18 protein-coding genes and 1 riboswitch are annotated in these 19,449 nt (G+C 48.4%); of the genes, 1 reads left to right on the forward strand and 17 read right to left on the reverse strand.

What is annotated here, in order from left to right; genetic code table 11:
- Nucleotide 1 precedes the first annotated feature (1 nt).
- From rsmB to ACH32G_RS01480, 10 genes are all read right to left on the reverse strand, one after another.
- Entirely contained in the window at nucleotides 2-1,345 is a 1,344-nt protein-coding gene (gene rsmB, locus ACH32G_RS01435) for a 16S rRNA (cytosine(967)-C(5))-methyltransferase RsmB (RefSeq protein WP_448813915.1), read from the reverse strand.
- The gene (fmt, locus tag ACH32G_RS01440; RefSeq protein ID WP_064778893.1) at nucleotides 1,332-2,285 is read right to left on the reverse strand and encodes a methionyl-tRNA formyltransferase; all 954 of its coding nucleotides are present in this window, start codon (nucleotides 2,283-2,285) and stop codon (nucleotides 1,332-1,334) included. Before fmt ends, rsmB begins: the two co-directional genes overlap by 14 nt.
- A 4-nt stretch (nucleotides 2,286-2,289) precedes the next feature.
- A complete protein-coding gene (gene def / locus ACH32G_RS01445) occupies nucleotides 2,290-2,772 on the reverse strand; it encodes a peptide deformylase (RefSeq protein WP_016936163.1) in 483 nt (160 codons plus the stop codon).
- A gap of 23 nt (nucleotides 2,773-2,795) precedes the next feature.
- On the reverse strand, nucleotides 2,796-5,207 hold the full coding sequence (gene priA / locus ACH32G_RS01450; RefSeq protein ID WP_448813916.1) for a primosomal protein N': 2,412 nt from the start codon (nucleotides 5,205-5,207) through the stop codon (nucleotides 2,796-2,798).
- A complete protein-coding gene (coaBC, locus tag ACH32G_RS01455; RefSeq protein ID WP_342007741.1) occupies nucleotides 5,204-6,424 on the reverse strand; it encodes a bifunctional phosphopantothenoylcysteine decarboxylase/phosphopantothenate--cysteine ligase CoaBC in 1,221 nt (406 codons plus the stop codon). The genes priA and coaBC overlap by 4 nt, the downstream gene beginning before the upstream one ends.
- Nucleotides 6,425-6,513: 89 nt before the next feature.
- Nucleotides 6,514-6,717: a DNA-directed RNA polymerase subunit omega gene (gene rpoZ, locus ACH32G_RS01460; RefSeq protein ID WP_003154346.1), complete on the reverse strand. Its 204-nt coding sequence runs from the start codon at nucleotides 6,715-6,717 to the stop codon at nucleotides 6,514-6,516.
- Between the two features lie 3 nt (nucleotides 6,718-6,720).
- The gene (gmk, locus tag ACH32G_RS01465; protein ID WP_016936166.1) at nucleotides 6,721-7,335 is read right to left on the reverse strand and encodes a guanylate kinase; all 615 of its coding nucleotides are present in this window, start codon (nucleotides 7,333-7,335) and stop codon (nucleotides 6,721-6,723) included.
- A 7-nt stretch (nucleotides 7,336-7,342) separates the two neighbouring features.
- Entirely contained in the window at nucleotides 7,343-7,612 is a 270-nt protein-coding gene (gene remA / locus ACH32G_RS01470) for an extracellular matrix/biofilm regulator RemA (RefSeq protein ID WP_003154355.1), read from the reverse strand.
- 76 nt (nucleotides 7,613-7,688) lie between these two features.
- Nucleotides 7,689-8,564 (reverse strand): YicC/YloC family endoribonuclease, encoded by an 876-nt coding sequence (locus ACH32G_RS01475; RefSeq protein ID WP_029575206.1) that lies wholly within the window; start codon nucleotides 8,562-8,564, stop codon nucleotides 7,689-7,691.
- Nucleotides 8,565-8,645: 81 nt separating this feature from the next.
- Complete coding sequence (locus ACH32G_RS01480) at nucleotides 8,646-11,318, reverse strand: calcium-translocating P-type ATPase, SERCA-type (protein ID WP_198698845.1); 2,673 nt, start codon at nucleotides 11,316-11,318, stop codon at nucleotides 8,646-8,648.
- Nucleotides 11,319-11,437: 119 nt separating this feature from the next.
- On the opposite strand from ACH32G_RS01480, the gene ACH32G_RS01485 reads away from it, so the two are divergent.
- Nucleotides 11,438-13,144, forward strand: coding sequence for an Rqc2 family fibronectin-binding protein (locus ACH32G_RS01485; RefSeq protein ID WP_448813917.1), 1,707 nt, complete (start codon nucleotides 11,438-11,440; stop codon nucleotides 13,142-13,144).
- A 324-nt stretch (nucleotides 13,145-13,468) separates the two neighbouring features.
- On the opposite strand, the gene ACH32G_RS01490 is transcribed toward ACH32G_RS01485, so the two are convergent.
- From ACH32G_RS01490 to ACH32G_RS01520, 7 genes are all read right to left on the reverse strand, one after another.
- Nucleotides 13,469-13,957, reverse strand: coding sequence for a precorrin-2 dehydrogenase/sirohydrochlorin ferrochelatase family protein (locus ACH32G_RS01490; protein ID WP_099744253.1), 489 nt, complete (start codon nucleotides 13,955-13,957; stop codon nucleotides 13,469-13,471).
- On the reverse strand, nucleotides 13,938-14,723 hold the full coding sequence (locus ACH32G_RS01495; protein WP_016936172.1) for a sirohydrochlorin chelatase: 786 nt from the start codon (nucleotides 14,721-14,723) through the stop codon (nucleotides 13,938-13,940). Before ACH32G_RS01495 ends, ACH32G_RS01490 begins: the two co-directional genes overlap by 20 nt.
- Nucleotides 14,724-15,497, reverse strand: coding sequence for a uroporphyrinogen-III C-methyltransferase (cobA, locus tag ACH32G_RS01500; protein ID WP_016936173.1), 774 nt, complete (start codon nucleotides 15,495-15,497; stop codon nucleotides 14,724-14,726). It lies immediately after the preceding gene.
- 122 nt (nucleotides 15,498-15,619) lie between these two features.
- Nucleotides 15,620-16,213 carry an adenylyl-sulfate kinase gene (cysC, locus tag ACH32G_RS01505; RefSeq protein WP_316100256.1) on the reverse strand — a complete coding sequence of 198 codons (594 nt, stop codon included), beginning with the start codon at nucleotides 16,211-16,213 and terminating at the stop codon, nucleotides 15,620-15,622.
- 13 nt (nucleotides 16,214-16,226) lie between these two features.
- Nucleotides 16,227-17,375: a sulfate adenylyltransferase gene (sat, locus tag ACH32G_RS01510; RefSeq protein WP_049628445.1), complete on the reverse strand. Its 1,149-nt coding sequence runs from the start codon at nucleotides 17,373-17,375 to the stop codon at nucleotides 16,227-16,229.
- 47 nt (nucleotides 17,376-17,422) lie between these two features.
- Complete coding sequence (locus tag ACH32G_RS01515; protein ID WP_016936176.1) at nucleotides 17,423-18,487, reverse strand: inorganic phosphate transporter; 1,065 nt, start codon at nucleotides 18,485-18,487, stop codon at nucleotides 17,423-17,425.
- Between the two features lie 12 nt (nucleotides 18,488-18,499).
- On the reverse strand, nucleotides 18,500-19,201 hold the full coding sequence (locus ACH32G_RS01520; RefSeq protein ID WP_016936177.1) for a phosphoadenylyl-sulfate reductase: 702 nt from the start codon (nucleotides 19,199-19,201) through the stop codon (nucleotides 18,500-18,502).
- Between the two features lie 126 nt (nucleotides 19,202-19,327).
- A riboswitch (SAM riboswitch) is annotated at nucleotides 19,328-19,432 on the reverse strand.
- Nucleotides 19,433-19,449: the final 17 nt, after the last annotated feature.

Genomic DNA, 19,449 nt, shown 5'->3' on the forward strand with positions numbered 1-19,449 from the left:
TTTATCCCTTCTTTCTCATGCTGCTAATAAAGAAACCGTCTGTTCCGAAATAATGCGGAAGAATTTGAAGGCTTCCATCCTGAACAAAGGGTCTCGCCTTTTCAGGCAGCCGCTTTTCAAGAGACAAATCGGGTTCAAACTCAGGGTGTTCTTGTATAAACGCATGCATAACTTCATCATTTTCTGTCCGGTCCATTGTACACGTACTGTATACGAGTGTGCCACCTTTTTTTACTAATGGGGCGATTTCCCTTAAAATACCGAGCTGGATCTCTGACAGCCGTCTGCTGTCATCCGGCGTCTTTGTATATTTCATATCAGGCTTTCTTCTGATGACGCCGAAACCTGAGCACGGGGCATCAACGAGAACCCGGTCAAACCGTTCTGCGCCAAAAGCGTCCCCAGCTTTTCTGGCATCCATCGTTTGCGCGTCGATGATCGTAAGTCCGAGCCGTTCCGCGCCTTCTTTAATCAGCTTCACTTTATGGCGGTGAAGATCAAGCGATGTGAGGCTCCCCTCGTTCTCCATTAATTCCGCGATATGAGCCGACTTTCCTCCGGGTGCGGCGCATGCGTCTAACACGGTTTCCCCCGGCTTCGGGTCCAGCGCCCGCGCGACGAGCATTGAGCTTTCATCCTGGATGGATACTTGCCCGTTTTGGAAAAATTCCGTGTTTGCGATGCTTCCTTTTAAAAGCTTAATCGCATCAGGAGAAAGGTCTCCGGCTTCCGCTTCCAGACCTGCATTTTCCATCTTATCCAGCAGCTTTTCCCTGTCGGCCTTGATGTGATTGACACGGAGCGTCTGTTTCGGCGGAACGAGATGAATCCGGCAGATCTTTTCGGCCGCCTCAAAGCCGTACGCCTCAACCCACTCCTTTACAAGCCATTCGGGATGGCTCGTCTCTGTTGAAAGGCGGAGAACCGGGTCTTCAATTTCAGCGAATGACGGCGCGCCCTCACGCTGCAGGGAGCGCAGGATGCCGTTGACAAAGGACGCGATTCCCTTATGCCCGCGTTTTTTGGCGATTTCCACCGCTTCATGGATGGCGGCGCGATCCGGAATTTTCTCTAAATATTCCATTTGATATGCGGACAGACGCAGCAGCTGAATCACCCACGGCTTCACCTTATTCGGCTTGCGGATAAAAGGCTTCAGTATATAGTCTAGAGCGATTTTATTTTGCAGCGTTCCGTAGACAAGCTCTGTCAGCAGTCCCCGGTCCTGGTCGCTGAGCGTGTTCGTTTTGATAACCGATGTAAGAAGCAGGTTGCTGTATGCCTGATTTTGCTCAAGCTTCTCAAGCGCTTCAAGGGCAAGCTCACGGACATTAATTTTTTTCATCTGCTGCTCCTAACACGTCACCTGACTGAACATTTTTTCCTCTTACAAAATCCTCGCCCTTCATCCGTTTTTTACCTGACGGCTGCAGCTCTGTGATCAAAAGAGCGGTGCTGTTTCCCGATGCGACGACAATGCCGTTTTGCTCCGTGCGGATGACTGTTCCGGGCGCTGCTTCAGTTTTTGCCGCAACTTTTTCAGACGCCCATACTTTGATATTTTGTCCGTTCAATGTTGTATAGGCGACAGGCCAAGGGTTTAAGCCTCTGATCTGGTTGTAAATGTCTTCCCCGGGCTTTGTCCAGTCGATCCGCTCCTGCTCACGCTTAATGTTAGGCGCGTAAGTCGCTTTTGATTCGTCCTGTCTGATCGGTTTAATATTTCCGGAAATGACGTTCGGAACGGTTTCTGACAAAAGCTTCGCCCCCGCTATGCTTAATTTGTCGTGAAGTGTGCCGACATTATCCGTTTCATCAATTTCCACTTCGATTTTAGAAATCATATCACCCGCATCAAGCTTTTCTACCATATACATGATCGTCACGCCCGTTTTCTTCTTGCCTTGGAGAATCGAATAATGTATCGGCGCTCCGCCTCTTAATTCAGGCAATAGTGACGCGTGCACGTTAATGCAGCCGTATTTCGGGCCGTCAAGCAGCTGCTTGGGCAGGATCTGTCCGAATGCCGCGGTAACAATCAGGTCCGGCTTCAGGCTGAGCACTTTTTCTATTTCTTCTTCAAGCCTTACTTTTTCGGGCTGAAGCACGGGGATGCCGTGACGTTCAGCTTCAGCCTTTACGGGAGGCGGCGTCATGATTTTTTTTCTGCCTTTGGGGCGGTCAGGCTGCGTAACGACCCCAACCACTTCATATCCGTCTTCAATAAGCGTGCGCAGCACGGGAACTGAAAAGTCGGGCGTTCCCATAAAAACGATCCTTGTCATCCAATCATCCTTCCATTTCTGCCAGTTCTTCTTCAGTGTAGTAAGCCGTAATTTTTGATGTGAATAAAATGCCGTCTAAATGATCCATTTCATGCTGGACGGCTCTGGCCAAAAAGCCTTCCGCTTCTAAAACAAACGGTTTTCCTTTACGGTCGTAAGCTTTTACCTTTACGTAATCCGGGCGGGTGACGTCGCCGTAGACCCCGGGAAAGCTTAAGCAGCCTTCAACTCCGGTCTGCTCACCGCTCTTTTCAAGAATAACCGGATTTACAAGGTCGATCCGGCCGCTTTCTTCACCGATATCAACGACGGCCGCTCTTTTTAAAATGCCGATTTGCGGCGCGGCGAGGCCGACGCCATCCATTTCAAGCATCGTATCGTACATATCATCAAGCAGTTTTTTTAATTTTTTATCAAACACTGTCACTTCTTCAGCGGGTGTTTCCAAAACTTCCGCGGGGTGTGTGACGATTTTTTTTACAGCCAAAATTTTGCCCTCCAAAACTAATGTTACATCAGCATGTACGGATTCATATCGATTGAAATCATCACATGCTTTTGCGCAATGTCGCGTTTATAGTGCTCCAGTATTTTTTTTAACTGAATCTGCAACTCGTTTTCCTGTCTGTATTTTATCACGCATTGATAGCGATATCTATCTTTGATCCTGGCAATCGGGGAAGCCGCCGGCCCAAGAATTTTCGTGTCGGGCCCGCACCCCGCTCTTAAATAGTTTGTAATCTTTTCTGCGGTGACCGCGGCTTTTGCCGCTTCTTCATGAGAAACGGTCACCAGCGCCACGTAATAATAAGGCGGATATGACTGAGCCCGCCTGTGCGCCATCTCCTGCTGAAAGAAAGTTTCATAGTCATGCGTTTTCGTCAGCTGAATGCTGTAATGAGACGGTGTATACGTTTGAATAACCACCGTTCCCGGCTTTTCATGCCGCCCGGCCCGTCCGCTTACTTGGGTCAACAGCTGAAATGTCTTCTCAGCCGCCCTGAAATCAGGGATGTGAAGCGTCGTATCTGCGCTTAATACTCCGACGAGTGTCACGTTCGGAAAATCAAGCCCTTTTGCGATCATTTGCGTGCCGAGCAGGATATCCGCTTTTCCTTCACCGAACGCGGACAATAGCTTTTCGTGGGCGCCTTTTCTTGAAGTCGTGTCCACATCCATCCTGATGACGCGCGCCTGTGGCAGCACTTTGGTAAGCTCTTCCTCCACACGCTGCGTTCCCGTGCCGAAAAAGCGGATATGTTCACTGCCGCATTCCGGACATGTTCCCGGAACAGACTCCTCATGACCGCAGTAGTGGCATTTCAGCCTTTGCCCGTAGCGGTGATACGTCATTGAAATGTCGCAATGCGGACATTGCGGTACATAACCGCAGTCCCGGCACATGACAAACGAAGAATACCCCCGTTTATTCAGAAAGAGAACGGCCTGCTCTTTTTTCGCAAGCTTCTCTTCCAGCTGTTCCATCAGCTCTATTGAAAACATCGACCTGTTGCCGTTTCTCAGCTCTTCTCTCATATCAACGAGAGAAACATCCGGCATGAGCTGGCGATTTACGCGGTGTTTTAACGGAAGCAGCTCATAAACGCCTTTTTTCGCCCGCGCAAATGACTCCAATGTCGGCGTGGCGCTCCCGAGGACGACCGGACAGCTATGATGCTCGGCTCGGCGGATGGCTACGTCCTTTGCATGATACCGCGGCATTTCCTCCTGCTTATAGGAAGATTCGTGTTCTTCATCAATAATGATCATACCGAGATTTTCAAACGGAGCAAAGATGGCCGACCTGGCTCCGACGACAAGCCGGACTTCCTTACGCTGAATCTTCCGCCATTCATCGTATTTTTCACCTGTGGATAAACCGCTGTGCATGACCGCAACCTGTGAGCCGAAGCGGCCTTTAAAACGGTTCACCATTTGCGGTGTCAATGAGATTTCCGGAACGAGCACGATGGCTTCTTTTCCTTTTGCCAGCACCTTTTCAATGGACTGCAGGTAAATTTCTGTTTTGCCGCTTCCCGTTACGCCGTGAAGCAGAAAGACGTGGTGGACATGATCGGCTACGGCTTGTTTAATCGGCTCAAAAGCGGCCTGCTGCTCTTCTGTAAGAGAGAGCGGCTCTGTTTTTTTGAACATTCTGTCCTGATAAGGATCGCGGTAAACCTCCTCAAAGCTTTCCGTAAGAAGGCCCTTTTTAAGAAGCGTTTTCAGCGTCGCGGAACTGGAATCGGTCTTTTTGCAAAGTTCAGCCGCGGAAATCTTTTCTCCCCCGCCGATAAAATAAGTAAGCACGGCGAGCTGTTTAGCAGCCTGCTTTGTCAATGAATCTGCGTGCCGGGCGAGTTCTTCTTTGTCTGCCCCCGCTTCGATCATGCGGATCATTTTTTTATTCGTTTTCTGGGCGACCTTATACGTGACATCAATGCTTCCTTTGCGCACGAATTTTTGAAGTGACGAAAGAAGGCGTCCATCGGTAATATCCGAGTACAGAAGACTTTTTTGATTCCTGAAAAGCTGTTTGATGTCCGGTGTCAGCGCTTCTTCGTCAACGACTTTCAGCTCTTTTTCGTACTTCGCCTTCAGCGCTGCCGGCAGCATGGCCTGAAGCGCCGTGATTTTAAATGACAGTGTTTTGTCAGAAAGCCATGAAGACAGCTGCATCAGTTCTTCAGTCAGAACGGGCGTCAAATCCAGCAGCTTCTCCACTTCCTTCATTGACCCGCCGTTTAATTCAGACGAATCTTTCAAACCGGTCACAAACCCTTGAAGCTTGCGCGGGCCGAACGGGACAATCACCCGCATGCCGACTTCGATCATTCCCTTTAAATGATCGGGGATTTTGTAATCAAAGGGTCTGTCAATGTTTTTGGAGCTTACATCAACAATGACTTCAGCTACATTCATACGGGTTTTCGGTCCTCGTCTTTCAAAGCTGTTATTTCCTTCAGCATTTCAAAGGAAACATCAAGTTTAGACATAAGCGCAAGCTCCCGCTTTCTTCCGTCCCGGAAATAGAAGGTGACGAGATTTGTATCTGTGCCAAACCCGGCTCCTTCCGCTTTCACGTCATTCGCCACGATCATATCAAGGTTTTTCTGTTCAAGTTTTCTGCGCGCATAGCGTTCGATGTCTTGTGTTTCAGCCGCAAAGCCGATCAGAATCTGGTGTGTTTTCCGTTCGCCAAGTTCTTTCAGAATGTCTGCCGTACGGTTGAATTCGATCACGAGTGAACCGTCTTTCTTCTTCATTTTATGTTCAGAAACAGCCGCCGGCGTAAAATCGGCCACGGCCGCCGTCTTAATGACGATGTCACATGAATCAAACACAGATAGCACGGCTTCTCTCATATCTGCTGCTGATTGCACGGGAAGGAACTGATACAGCCCCTCAGGAGGTTCTATTGACACCGGACCTGAAATCAGCGTCACCCGCGCACCCAGCCGGACGGCAGCTTCGGCAGCGGCATAGCCCATTTTGCCGGTGGATTTATTTGTGAAAAAGCGGACGGGGTCCACGGCTTCGCGCGTCGGACCTGCCGTAATGACAATATGTTTTCCTTTCAGCGGCGCATCGTCTTCAGGCTCCTTAAAGTGCTCTCTGACACGCTCAACAATAAGCTCCGGCTCTTCTAACCTTCCTTTGCCGACATATCCGCATGCCAAATAGCCTTCACTCGGCTCAATAAAACGGACGCCGTCCTGATAAAGCACGGAAATGTTCCGTTTCACCGCCGGATGATCATACATATGGACATTCATCGCAGGCGCCACCCAGACAGGAGCCTCCGCCGCCAGCACCGTCGTTGTGAGCATATCGTCAGCAATTCCGTTGGCAAGCTTGCCGATGACATTTGCCGTAGCGGGTGCGACGATAATTAAATCCGCCCAGTCAGCGGCATCAATATGAGAAATCACCTTCGGATTTTGTTCTTTAAAAGTATTTGTATACACTTCATTCCGGCTCAGCGCCTGAAATGTCAGCGGAGAAACAAACTCACGCGCGGACTCAGTCATAATCACTTTTACGTTCGCACCGGCCTGAACCAGCTTGCTCGTGAGCGCGGAAGCTTTATAAACGGCAATCCCTCCGCTTACGCATAGCAGAATGTTTCGGTTTTTCATGAAGTCTCTCTCCTTTATGAAAGCATTGGACAAATCCCAAACGGAAAAAAATAACAACCTATGTAGAGATAGGTTGCTACGTGTGCTTGTTATTCGCTGTCTTCTCTTTCAAACGAAAGCAGGCCCGCGTCAATTTCTTCTAAAGCTTTGCCTACATATTTGTGAGAAATGGTATGTTCAATCTGCTGGTCTTTTTTGATCTGCATTTCACGCGCGCGTCTTGCAGACACAGTCACCAAAGTATATTTAGAATCTAATTTATTCATTAAAGAGTCAATTGACGGATCTAACATAAGTTATTCTACCTCCAGCATTTTCTTATATCTCGGAGCAACGCGTTCACGCTTTAAGTGCTCGGCGAGAACAATTGCGTTAATTTTATCACAAGCCGTTTGGATATTGTCGTTTTCCACGACATAATCATACGCGTCCATCATTTCGATTTCAGCTTTGGCGGCCTTCATTCTGTTTTCAATTAAATCGTCTGTTTCTGTTCCTCTTGTCACGATTCTGTTTTTCAGCTCAGAAAGACTCGGCGGCGCTAAGAAGATAAACAGGCCTTCCGGAAATGCATTCCGCACTTGGAGCGCGCCCTGCACTTCAATCTCTAAGAAGACGTCTTTTCCTTCTTGAAGCGTCTGTTCGACATAATCAACGGGCGTTCCGTAATAGTTGCCGACATATTCTGCCCATTCAAGCAGTTTGTTGTTTTCAATCATGCGTTCGAATTCATCTCTTGATTTAAAGAAATAATCGACGCCGTCGACTTCGCCCTCTCTCGGGTTTCTCGTCGTGACTGAAATTGAGTATTCAAATTTTGTATCTTCTTGTGAAAATATTGCTTGCCGAACCGTTCCTTTTCCAACTCCGGAGGGACCTGAGAGAACGATTAATAACCCTCTTTCTTTCATGCGGCAATTACCCCTGCCCTTCATCCATAATTTCTTCTTTCACAGAAAGTCTGTGTGCAACTGTCTCAGGCTGGACGGCAGATAGGATAATGTGATCACTATCCATGACGACAACTGCACGGGTTCTTCGTCCGTATGTAGCGTCTATTAGCATTCCGCGGTCTCTTGCATCCTGGATCATTCGCTTTATTGGCGCAGACTCCGGGCTGACAATCGAAATCATCCGATTGGCGGAGATGATATTGCCAAATCCGATATTAATCAGTTTAATCGTCATCTTCTACGTTCCCCCTGTAAAATAGACGTCTCTAGTGTAACCTGAAGAGACCGTCTGTAAACAATACGCACAGTCGCTATTCTATATTTTGCACTTGTTCCTTCAATTTTTCAATAGAACTTTTCATTTCCACGACAAGCTTTGTGATTTGATGATCATTGGCTTTTGAGCCGATCGTGTTCGCTTCGCGGTTAAGTTCCTGAACGAGGAAATCAAGTTTGCGGCCGACTGCACCGCCTTCTTTTAATATATCACGGAATTGAACAAAATGGCTCTTTAATCTGGTAATTTCTTCCGTTATATCAGAACGGTCGGCGAAAATGGCGCATTCCGTGATCAGCCTGCTTTCGTCAATCGCGTCCTCCGTCCATTCCTTCATTCGGGCGTAAAGACGCTCGCGGTAATGGGTAACAACGGCCGAAGCGCGGTCTTTCACCCGTTCGGACAGCGTCTCAAGCCGCTCAATGTGCAGAAAGCAGTCTTCCGCCAAAAGCCGGCCTTCTTTTTCCCTCATGTCACAAAGTTCCTTTACCGCCAGCTCAGCAGCCTCCCTGATGACTTCTTCAAGCTTGTCATCACGCATCTGCTCTTCATGAATCTGTGCAATGTGTTCAAAAGCAAAGAAATCCATTGCGTCGGGTTCAGCGGCCAGGCTGTAGCGATCTTTCATGACGCGGGCGGCGCTCACATATTCATCAAGGAGCTCCCAATCGATTTTCAGGCTTCTTTTTATGAGCGCGTCACTGTTTACAGTAAGAAACAGTTCTACTCTTCCGCGCTGTATATGCTGCAATATGATTTGTTTCAGCTTATCCTCTACATATAGCAAAGGCCTTGGCAGACGGGCGGTCACTTCTTTGAACCGGTAATTGACGGATTTCAACTCAACGGTTGCCGAAAGATCGCCTTTTGTGCTGCTTGCGCTGCCGAAGCCTGTCATACTCCGTATCATATGAAACACCCAATTCTTTCCCATTATCAAAATAAAAGGGCAATAGACATGCTATTACCCCTAAGATTATATCATATGGAATTATTTTTTTCTTGTCAAAAGTGAACCCGCCAGCAAAAAAGTAGGTATGCCCGACATGCCGAGAATCAGCATCCAATCGCCCGGCGTAATCGGCACAGTTTTGAAAATAGGCTGCAGCGGCGGATAATAGATGACGATGGCCATCAGGAAAACAGAAGAAACGATGGCGCCGAGCAGATAGATATTTTCAAACGGATTACGGGAGAAAACAGACGTTTCGCTCCGGCAGTCAAATACGTGTATAAGCTGAGCCAGAACAAGAGTCGCGAATGCGACGGTCTGTGCATACGGGAGATTTTCAGGATTGCGGTGATACACGACGATAAACGCTAAAATGGTTGCGGCTCCGATTAAAAATCCTCTTGAGACGACTTTCCAGCCCAGTTTTCTCGCAAATACCCCTTCTTTCTGATGCCGCGGCTTCCGCCTCATCAGGTCATCTTCCGGCTGATCCATACCGAGCGCCATAGCCGGCAGCCCGTCAGTGACTAAGTTCACCCACAATATCTGAATCGGAACGAGCGGCAGCGGCAGAGCGAGAAGCATCGCAAACAGCATGACTAAAATCTCACCGACGTTGGAGGCGAGTAAATACCGGACGAATTTTCTTATATTTTCATAGATATTTCTCCCCTCTTTTATGGCTGATTTAATCGTAGCGAAGTTATCATCTACCAGAATGAGAGAGGACGCTTCTTTTGCCACATCCGTTCCCGTCACGCCCATAGCAACGCCGATATCAGCCTGCTTTATGGCCGGGGCGTCATTTACTCCGTCTCCTGTCATGGCGACGACGTGTCCGTTTTCCTGAAACGCTTTGACGATTTTCAATTTATGTTCAGGTGATACGCGTGCGAATACGTAAATATCATCGACTGTCTCCGTAAGCTCTTTTTCAGAAAGCTTATTCAGCGTTTTTCCGTCCATCACACGCCCTTTTTTCGGAAGAAGCCGCAAATCTTTCGCGATCGCCTTTGCCGTTTCGACGTGATCACCGGTAATCATCACCGTTTTAATGCCCGCTTCACGGCATTCTTTAATGGCCTGTCTGACCTCCGGACGAGGCGGATCAATCATGCCGGACAGGCCGAGTATCGTCAGGTTCTTTTCCGCCTGCTCCATTGTCGGCTTTTCACCCGGATTTAACGGTTTATAAGCAATCGCGATCGTCCGGAGGGCTTGCGACGCCAGTTCTTTCAAGACCGCTTCTGCCTCAGCTTTCTTTTCTTCTGAAAACGGCGCACTTCTGCCGCCGTGCATCATATGTGACGAGCGTTCAATCAGCACATCAGGCGCTCCTTTGGTGATGACGAACCGCTTTTTTTCCTTATCTTCGGCGATGACGGTCATCATTTTGCGGACGGAGTCAAACGGAAACTCGGCAACAACCCGGTATTGTTCACTGAGCCAGTCGTTTGAATAGCCGCCTTTTCTCGCGGCCGTCAGCAGCGCTCCTTCTGTCGGATCGCCGTCAAGCACATAATGACCGTCTTTCAGTTCTATTTCGGACGTATTGCATAATGCGCCGAAAACCAGCATCTGTTCAAGCATCTTCTCATCTTTCGGCTTGATTTCCCGCTCATCGCGTGTAAAAACTCCCGCCGGCTCATAGCCGATACCTGACACTTTAAATGTTTTTCCCCCTGACCACATATGGGTGACGGTCATTTTGTTTTGTGTCAGCGTGCCGGTTTTATCAGAACAAATGACAGAGGCGCAGCCCAATGTTTCAACTGCCGGGAGCTTTCTGACAATTGATTTTTGTTTGATCATGCGCTGAACGCCGATTGATAATGCCACCGTAACAATGGCGGGAAGCCCTTCCGGAATCGCTGCGACGGCCAATGACACCCCGGCCAAAAACATGCTGTAAAGCTCATGTCCCTGTAAGACGCCGACTGCAACGACCAATACCGTCAAAAGCAGCGCGACGATAATCAAGATTTTGCCGAGCTCTTCCAGTCTTCGCTGCAGCGGTGTTGAAAGATTGCCGGCGGATTCCAGCATATCGGCGATTTTCCCCATTGCCGTATTCATTCCTGTACCGACGACGACGCCGACACCGCTGCCGCGCGTTACGATCGTCCCCATAAACGCCATATTGTTGATATCGCCTAAAGAAACATCCGGCTTTCTCAGCTTATCAGCTTGTTTGACAACCGGGATCGATTCCCCGGTCAGCGCCGATTCTTCGATTTCAAGACTCTTCGCTTCAACGATCCGGACATCAGCGCCGATCCGGTCGCCGCTTGAAAATTTCACGATATCGCCGGGAACGAGCTCCTTGGACTGAATTTTCTTCCAGCTCCCGTCCCGCAATGCTGACACATACGGCGTTGACAGCTCTTTTAATGCATGTAAAGACTTCTCCGCCCGTCTCTCCTGAAAAAAACCGAGCACCCCATTGACAAATACAATCGCCATAATCGCCACGGCATCTACATATTCGCCTAAAAACCCGGAAATTAAGGTTGCCACAAGCAGCACGAGCACCATAAAATCTTTAAATTGGGCGAAAAACACGACGATCGCCGGTGTCCTCTTACCCTCCTGAAGCTCGTTCGGTCCGTGCTTTTCAAGGCGTTTTTTCACCTCTTTTTCGGTCAATCCCTGTTTAATGGACGTATTTGTTGCTTTCAGCAAATCGGTTTGACCCATTTCATGAAACTTCATTCTTCTCGTCCACTCCCCTGCCTCGCTTTAGAGATGTCACTCTGTAAACAAGCTTATTCTGACTCGTCCCTTTTCATGCTATAATTATCGAATGCAGGAAGAAGGAAAGGGTGTTTTATATGTCTTTTGATGGCATGTTTACATACGGAATGACACATGAATTAAACAGCCGGATCGCCGGAGGCCGGATTACGAGAGTCCACCAGCCTTTTAAGCACGATGTAATATTCCATATCCGCGCTAACGGAAAAAACCATAAATTATTATTATCGGCGCATCCGAGCTATTCACGGGTGCACGTGACAAACCAGGCCTATGAAAATCCGAGCGAGCCCCCGATGTTTTGTATGCTGCTCAGAAAGCATATAGAAGGCGGCTTTATTGAGAAAATAGAACAGGCCGGATTAGACCGGATTATGATATTCCGCATAAAAAGCAGAAATGAAATCGGCGACGAAACCATCAGAACACTGTATGTTGAAATTATGGGTCGCCACAGCAATTTTATTCTCACTGACGGAGAAGGTGCCATCATTGACGGACTGAAGCATTTATCTCCGTCAATGAACAGCTACCGGACCGTTCTGCCGGGCTATGATTACAAACTCCCTCCCGCTCAGGAAAAAATTTCGCCGCTTGCTGCGGATGAAGAGGACATTTTGCGTCATCTCAGTTTTCAGGAAGGGCGGCTTGACCAGCAGATCGTCACACATTTCTCCGGGGTTTCTCCGCTGTTTGCAAAAGAAGCTGTTCACAGAGCGGGCCTCGCTAACAAAATAACGCTGCCGAAGACGCTGACAGAGATGTTCCGCAGCGTGAAGGACTGCAGGTTTACACCGAACATCACGACAGCAGGCGGAAAGGAATACTTTTATCTCCTGTCTCTCACGCATGTAAACGGAGAAGAGCGAACCTTTCAATCACTGAGTGAACTGTTAGACCGGTTTTATTTCGGAAAAGCAGAGCGCGACCGCGTTAAACAGCAGGCCCAGGATCTTGAGCGGTTTGTCGCAAATGAACGAAAAAAGAACGCCAACAAGATCAAAAAACTGGAAAAGACACTGGACTACTCAGAGAACGCGAAAGAATTCCAGCTATACGGCGAGCTGCTGACGGCGAATTTGTATATGCTGAAAAAAGGCGACAAAGAAGCGAACGTCATCAATTACTATGATGAAGAGAGTCCGACGGTGACCATCCCTTTAAATCCGAACAAAACACCGTCCGAAAACGCGCAGATGTATTTTACAAAATATCAAAAAGCGAAGAATTCCGTTGAGGTTGTAAAAGAACAGATCCGCCTGGCCGAGGAGGAAATCGCTTATTTCGATCAGCTGATCCAGCAGCTTTCCTCCGCTTCCACAAAGGATATTCACGAAATAAGGGAGGAGCTTGTCGAAGGCAAATATCTGCGTCCGAAACAGCAAAGAGGACAGAAAAAACAGAAACAGCACGTTCCTGTTTTAGAGCAATATGAATCTTCGCAGGGATTGACGATCCTTGTCGGCAAAAACAATAAACAAAATGAGTACTTAACGACAAAAGCCGCCGCAAGGGATGATGTATGGTTCCACACGAAAGACATTCCGGGTTCCCACGTTGTGATTAAAAGCAGCGATCCGGATGAACAATCCATATTGGAAGCAGCTGCAATTGCCGCTTATTTTTCCAAGGCGAAAGATTCCGGCTCCGTACCGGTTGATTATACAAAAATCAGACATGTGAAAAAGCCAAACGGCGCAAAGCCCGGCTTCGTCACCTATGACAGCCAGCATACCGTATTTGTCACACCTGATGCCGATCTTGTCATACGGCTGAAAAAATAAACGCACCATCAAGCTGATACCGCACTCAGCTTGGTGGTGTTTTTTTATTACCTCATTTCTGAACATAAATGGAGACAGGCCCTCCAGCCGTCAGAACAGATCTTTACAGGATGTGAACGGTTTCCTGTCATGTCTGCCTTCTCTGATCGGCTTGTTCCTTTGTATGCGGGCGGCGGTGACTCCCGTGTCAGCGTTCACATAAGCAAATTCTGAACGAAACAGCCCGCTTCCTTTTTTTGAATCATTTTCCCTCGTCTCGAAAGCAGCAAGGCAATCAGGAAAGCATAAAAAATACCCTGCCTGATGACAGACAAGGTATAGTTTTTATCGTCTTCTTCTTTTCTCAAACAATCGATCCACTTCTTCAGCTAAATCATCAGTAATCAAGGGCTCAATATTTTCAGCCAGTCTTTTCGTATGTACCGGGCTTGCACCGCTTGTTGATACTGATACTTCAATGCGTCCTTTGCGGATGATCTTCGGCATATATACTGTGCCCTGTTCAGCGTTGCTTACACAGTTGACCAGCTGCGTTTCAGAAGCGCTTGCGGCTATCTTCTGATTCACGCCTCGGTCATTTGTCGCGGCAATAATGAAAAAAGCGGGCGTGAGATCCTTCATTTCAATTTTCCGGGCAATCCAACGGATGCGTCCTTCATCCGCAAGCTGTTTAATTTCAGGCAGGACATCGGGACTGATTACAGTAATATCCGCGCCTTCCGGAAGCACTGTTTTCAGCCTTCTTAAGGCAACATTGCCCCCGCCCGCGATGACAATTCTTTTTCCGCTGAGATTAATGTGAAGAGGCAGCATACTGTCCCCCCTTAAAATCAAACTGCCCGCCGGGGTTTCGAACAGCCTCTGTCACACGGTTCAAAAACGCCTGCTTAATATGCGGGTGAAAACCTAAGTATGAAGCGAGATGCACATTTCGATTGACCGTCTGAAGCTTTTGGACTTCCCGTTGAATTTCAGTCATTAAAAGCCCTGTAAACAGAAGATACGGGACGATAAAAACGGGTGCTCCGCCATCTTCTTCAAGGCCTGCAAACACTTCTTTATAGTGGGGATCACAGGCTGTTAAAAAACAAGGGATGACTTCTTTAACAGGTGTGATCGCCTCAAGTTTTCCGGCAATCTCACTGACGGCATTTTTAACCGCCGGATCTGTGCTTCCTCTGCCGATCAGCACCACTTTCGCCTGCTCAATCGGCACTCCGGTGTCCTCAATGCGATGATGCACCGCTTTGACGACTTCATCATCCACTCCGATCGGGACACCGTATGTTACTTTTATATCGGGATGCCGGGCCGCTGCACGGGCGATTTCAGCCGGAATGTCATGCTTTGCGTGGGCAGCGGTCAAGAGCAGCAGCGGCACAGCTGCAATATGAGTGGCGCCTTGTTTGACACATGCTTCAAAGCCCGCTTCAATAGACGGTTCCTGCAGTTCTAAAAAACAGATTTCCTGAATGGGAGCGTCAGCGTGCGGCATGCACCCTTTTAAAAACGCCGCCGATTCTGCCTGCGCTTTTTTCAGCCGGCTTCCGTGCCCGATGTATAAAATCGCCTGCTTCATTTACAACGCCTCGCTCAGATCCGGATTTTTCAGTTCAGATTCAAACCAGTCCAGCTTGCAGTGATAATTAACGACATCACCGATGACGATTAAGCTCGGATTTTTGATTTCTTCTTTTATCACTGTGTCTGAAAGTGTGCTGACGGTGCAGACGACTGTTTTTTGCCTGTCCGTCGTTCCCCAATGAATAAAGGCCGCCGGAGTGCCGCCGTCTCTGCCGTTTTCCAGCAGCATTCTTTCAATCTGCCGGATATTTTTAATCCCCATATAAATCACCAGCGTATCAATGCCCGTCGCCAGTGCTTTCCATTTTTCTTCAAAGTCGTCTTCTTGTTTATAATGCCCTGTAACAAATGCGACATTGGAGCTCGCCTCCCTGTGCGTCACGGGAATGCCGGCGTAAGCAGCTGCCGCGATTCCCGATGTAATGCCGGGAACGATCTCAAACGGAATGGCGTTTTGCGCGAGAGCCTCCGCTTCTTCGCCCCCGCGGCCGAAAACAAACGGGTCGCCCCCCTTGAGCCTGACCACGGTTTTTCCCTTTTTCGCATACTTCACAAGGAAACGGTTGATCGTATCCTGCTTCATAATATGAAAATCCGGGAGTTTTCCGCAGTAAATCAGATCCGCTTCTTCTCTTGCATACTGTAAAATCTCTTTGTTTACCAATCTGTCATATAGTATAACGTCCGCTTTCTGTATGGCTTTCATTGCCTTGACCGTTAATAAGTCCGGATCTCCCGGACCGGCTCCAACGATAAATACTTTCCCCATAGCATGTCTCCCCGATCCGTTTTGACATCTTCACAGAACAGCCGCGAGGCCGCACCTCAGCTATTTTACCATATCCCGCCATTAGGGGATATCCGGCTGATTGCGCGGCCTTTTCGGACTTATTATGCTAAGCTGTTTTTCACAAAATCAATCAGTCTGCCGGTGCATTCTTCGCGTTCATATTTTCCTGAATCAAGTACGAGCTCAGGCGCATTCGGCTCTTCATACGGTGAGTCGATTCCCGTAAAGAACGGAATTTCGCCGTTTCTGGCTTTTTTATACAAACCTTTCGGATCGCGCTTTTCACATATATCGAGGTCGCATTTCACATAGATTTCATTAAATTCGCCTTCTGCCATGAGCGCTCTCACCTGATCTCTGTCCTCACGGAACGGAGAAATAAAAGCCGTAATGACGATGGTGCCCTGCTGAACGAAAAGCTTTGCCACTTCCCCGATTCGGCGTATATTTTCCTTGCGGTCATCATCAGAAAATCCTAAGTCCTTGTTTAAGCCGTGACGGATGTTATCTCCATCAAGCACAATGACTTGATAGCCCTGTTCAAACAGCTCGCGGGCTGCAGCGTTTGCAATCGTAGATTTCCCTGAACCGCTTAAACCCGTCAGCCAGAGGATAGAGCTTTTATGCTTGTTTTTCTGCTGGTATTCTTCTTTCGTTATTGAGGCTTCATGCCATACGATATCACGATTTGTCACTCTTTTTCCCTCCTTAAGAAACGCCTGCTTCTTCTTTCGTTTTCAGCCCTTTAATCAGCACATCGACAACTTCAGGACGGCTGAATTCCGCCGGCGGCATGACGCCGCTTCGCAGCATTTCTCTGACCTTTGTTCCCGACAGAATGACGTGGTCTTCTCTGTCATGCGGACATGTTTTGGCCGTTCCCATGTTGCCGCATTTTTGGCAGAAGAAGCTGTGCTCGAATTTCATCGGTGTAATCCCGAGCTCATCCGCTGTAAATTGATCAAACAGCTCTTGCGCTTCGTATGTGCCGTAGTAATCACCGACGCCGGCATGATCGCGGCCGACGATAAAATGCGTGCATCCGTAGTTTTTGCGGACAAGCGCGTGGAAAATGGCTTCTCTCGGTCCCGCGTACCGCATTGCCGCCAAAAATACGCCGAGGAAAACGCGGTCTTTCGGATAATAATGATCGAGCAACACCTGATAGCTTTCCATTCTGACATCCGCCGGAATGTCATCTGATTTTGTTTCACCGACGAGCGGGTTCAAAAACAGGCCGTCAACCGTCTCAAGCGCGGTTTTCTGGATATATTCGTGAGCGCGGTGAACCGGATTTCTCGTTTGGAAACCGACGATGGTTTTCCAGCCTTTTTCTTCAAAGCTTCGTCTCGTTTCAGCAGGTTCAAATGTAAACTCAGGAAACTGCTTTGACGCTTTTTTAATTAATGTGATCGGCCCGCCGACATACGTATCGCCGCGTGAAAATAGTTTTTTCACTCCTGGATGAGCGTCATCATCGGTTTTATATACGTGAACGGCTTCTTTTTGTTTATCCGGCGTATAAATATCTTCGATGTCCACTACGCCGTATGTTTCTCCGCCGTAAGTCAGTTTTACGGTGTCTCCGACAGCAAGCTCAGCCGCTTTTTCTGAATCGACCGGAAGTGTAATCGGCAAAGACCAGACGGCCCCGGATGCCAGACGCATATTTTCAACGACTGACACGTAATCTTTTTCTGTGAAAAATCCTTCAATCGGGCTGTAGGCACCGATTCCGATCAGCTCTAAATCAGCAAACGAAATCAAATCCAGCTCAATTTCTTTTTGGACGGATGTAAGATCATACTGCTCATTCACCCGATTAACTAATGTTCCTCCGTGCGGTGCTAGACTCATAGTACATTTTCCTCCCAGTTAACAGATAAATAAACTCAGATTAATAGTTAAATGCCCCCGCCTTGTTCATGGACAGAGCGCTTCTCTTTTCGGATGGCTTTCATCAGACTGGCGGCTCCGCCAGCTGCCAAAAGCACGCTGGCCATCATAAAGATGGAATAGTAATCTCCTTTTAACAGCAGAGAGACAAGCAGATACGAAATCGACAGTGACAAAAACGGTGAAACGACCCATACTTTGAGCATCGTTTTCACGACTTCTTTATGAAAAACGTTCGGCCCGTTTTTGGCCATTCCGATACCGATGATTGATGATGATGTCACCTGCGCCAAAGGAACCGGCAGACCGAACACGGAACTGATAATGACAAGCCCGGCCCCGGTTCCGGAAAGCAGTATGCCTTCGCCGGCGGAAAATCTCGTAATCTTTTTCCCGTTGGTTTCAAGCACTCTGCGTCCTAAAAGCAGAGCGCCGAGAGCAACAAAGATGCCTCCGTACAGCGTCCCTTTGGACACGCTGAGCACGCCGGCGGCAACTAAAGGCCCTACCGCATTTGCGACGTTGTTCATTCCGGCTGAAAAAGCTTCCCAAAACCCCGCAATAAGCAGGACAATCCCCAAAACCTTCTGTTTCCGGCTCGAAATGACTCGAATATTCAGAGAACTGGATACCTTCGATACGAGAAACGTGAAACAGAACGCGACAAACGGAACGAGCACCCAAAAAATCACGATGACCAAAAGATGCTGCAGAAACAATACTTTGTACGCGACTCCGACCCCGACAATCGCCCCGACGGTGACCTCGCTCGTCGACAGCGGAATGCCGAGCACATTCGCCGTGAATAACGATAACGCCGCAGCTCCGATAATAATGCAGACAATGGTGAGCGTAATGGTCTGTTCGGGAATGATTCCGCCGCTGATCGTCTTAACGACTTCTCCGCCGCCGATAACCGCCCCTGACAGGACGCCAGCCGCGCAGATGATCAGCGCATACGTTTTCTTTTTAACGGCGCCGGACCCGTAAGCGACTCCCATTGAAGCCGCGGCTCCGCTGGCTCCGATATTCATGGCGAAAAACAGGCAGAATAAAATAGCGGCTAATTCCATTGTGCAGCTCCTTTATTCATGCAGTCCGCATTCTGTTTTCGCCATTCCGTTCCATCTGCCGCTCCGCAAGTCTTCTGCGGTAAACGCAGGTGAAGTGCACGGTTCACAGCCGATGCTCGGATAGCCCTGATCATGAAGAATGTTGTAATCCAGCTCATGCTTGGATGTATATCTCCAGATGTCTTTCCACGTCCAGTGGATCAGCGGGCATACTTTAATGGAATGAAACTTATCGTCTTTATTCAGGAAATTCGTATTCGCCCGGCTCGGCCCTTGATCGCGTCGGAGGCCGGACAGCCATGCCGGACGCCCGGCAAGCGCTTCTCTTAACGGCAGAATTTTTCTGATGAAGCAGCACTGGTTCGGTTCTCTTTCCCACAGTTTATCTCCATGAGCCTCGGCCTGTTCCTCAAGAGTAAGGCTGGGCTTTTTCAGGATGATGTTCAGTCCCGGGTAACGTTCTTTCACTTTTTCGATCGTTTCATATGTTTCTTTAAAGTGAAGTCCTGTATCGAGAAACACGATTTCCGCGTCTTTTTTCACTTTAGAAATTAAATCGATCAGGACGATTCCCTCAATCCCGAAGCTGCACGCGTAAACAAGCTGGTCTCCGTAGTGGCCGTATGCCCATTTTAAAACGGACAGCGCGCCTTTATAGGAATCGTCTTCCGGAAATGTAATCGCCGGTTCCTCCCATGTGTCATACGTTAGCATTTTTTCTTTCCTCCTCCCGGAGACAATCAAACAGCTGTTGTTTTCTGCCGGTTGTCTTATCCCTCAATCTTTTTTCATATAAAAAACTTTCAATCCAGCGGAATGAAAGACAGTGACCCGTTATAGCCCTTATCTTCAAAATGCTGTGCATTTTTCTGGATGCGGCACCTTGCATGATACGCAGGTTGCCGGGCGTCATCGGTCCAGTCCCTCAGCCGCTCTTGATAAGCTTTTTAGATTTGTACTAA

It is taken from the genome of Bacillus sp. CIS52 (genome assembly GCF_053545315.1).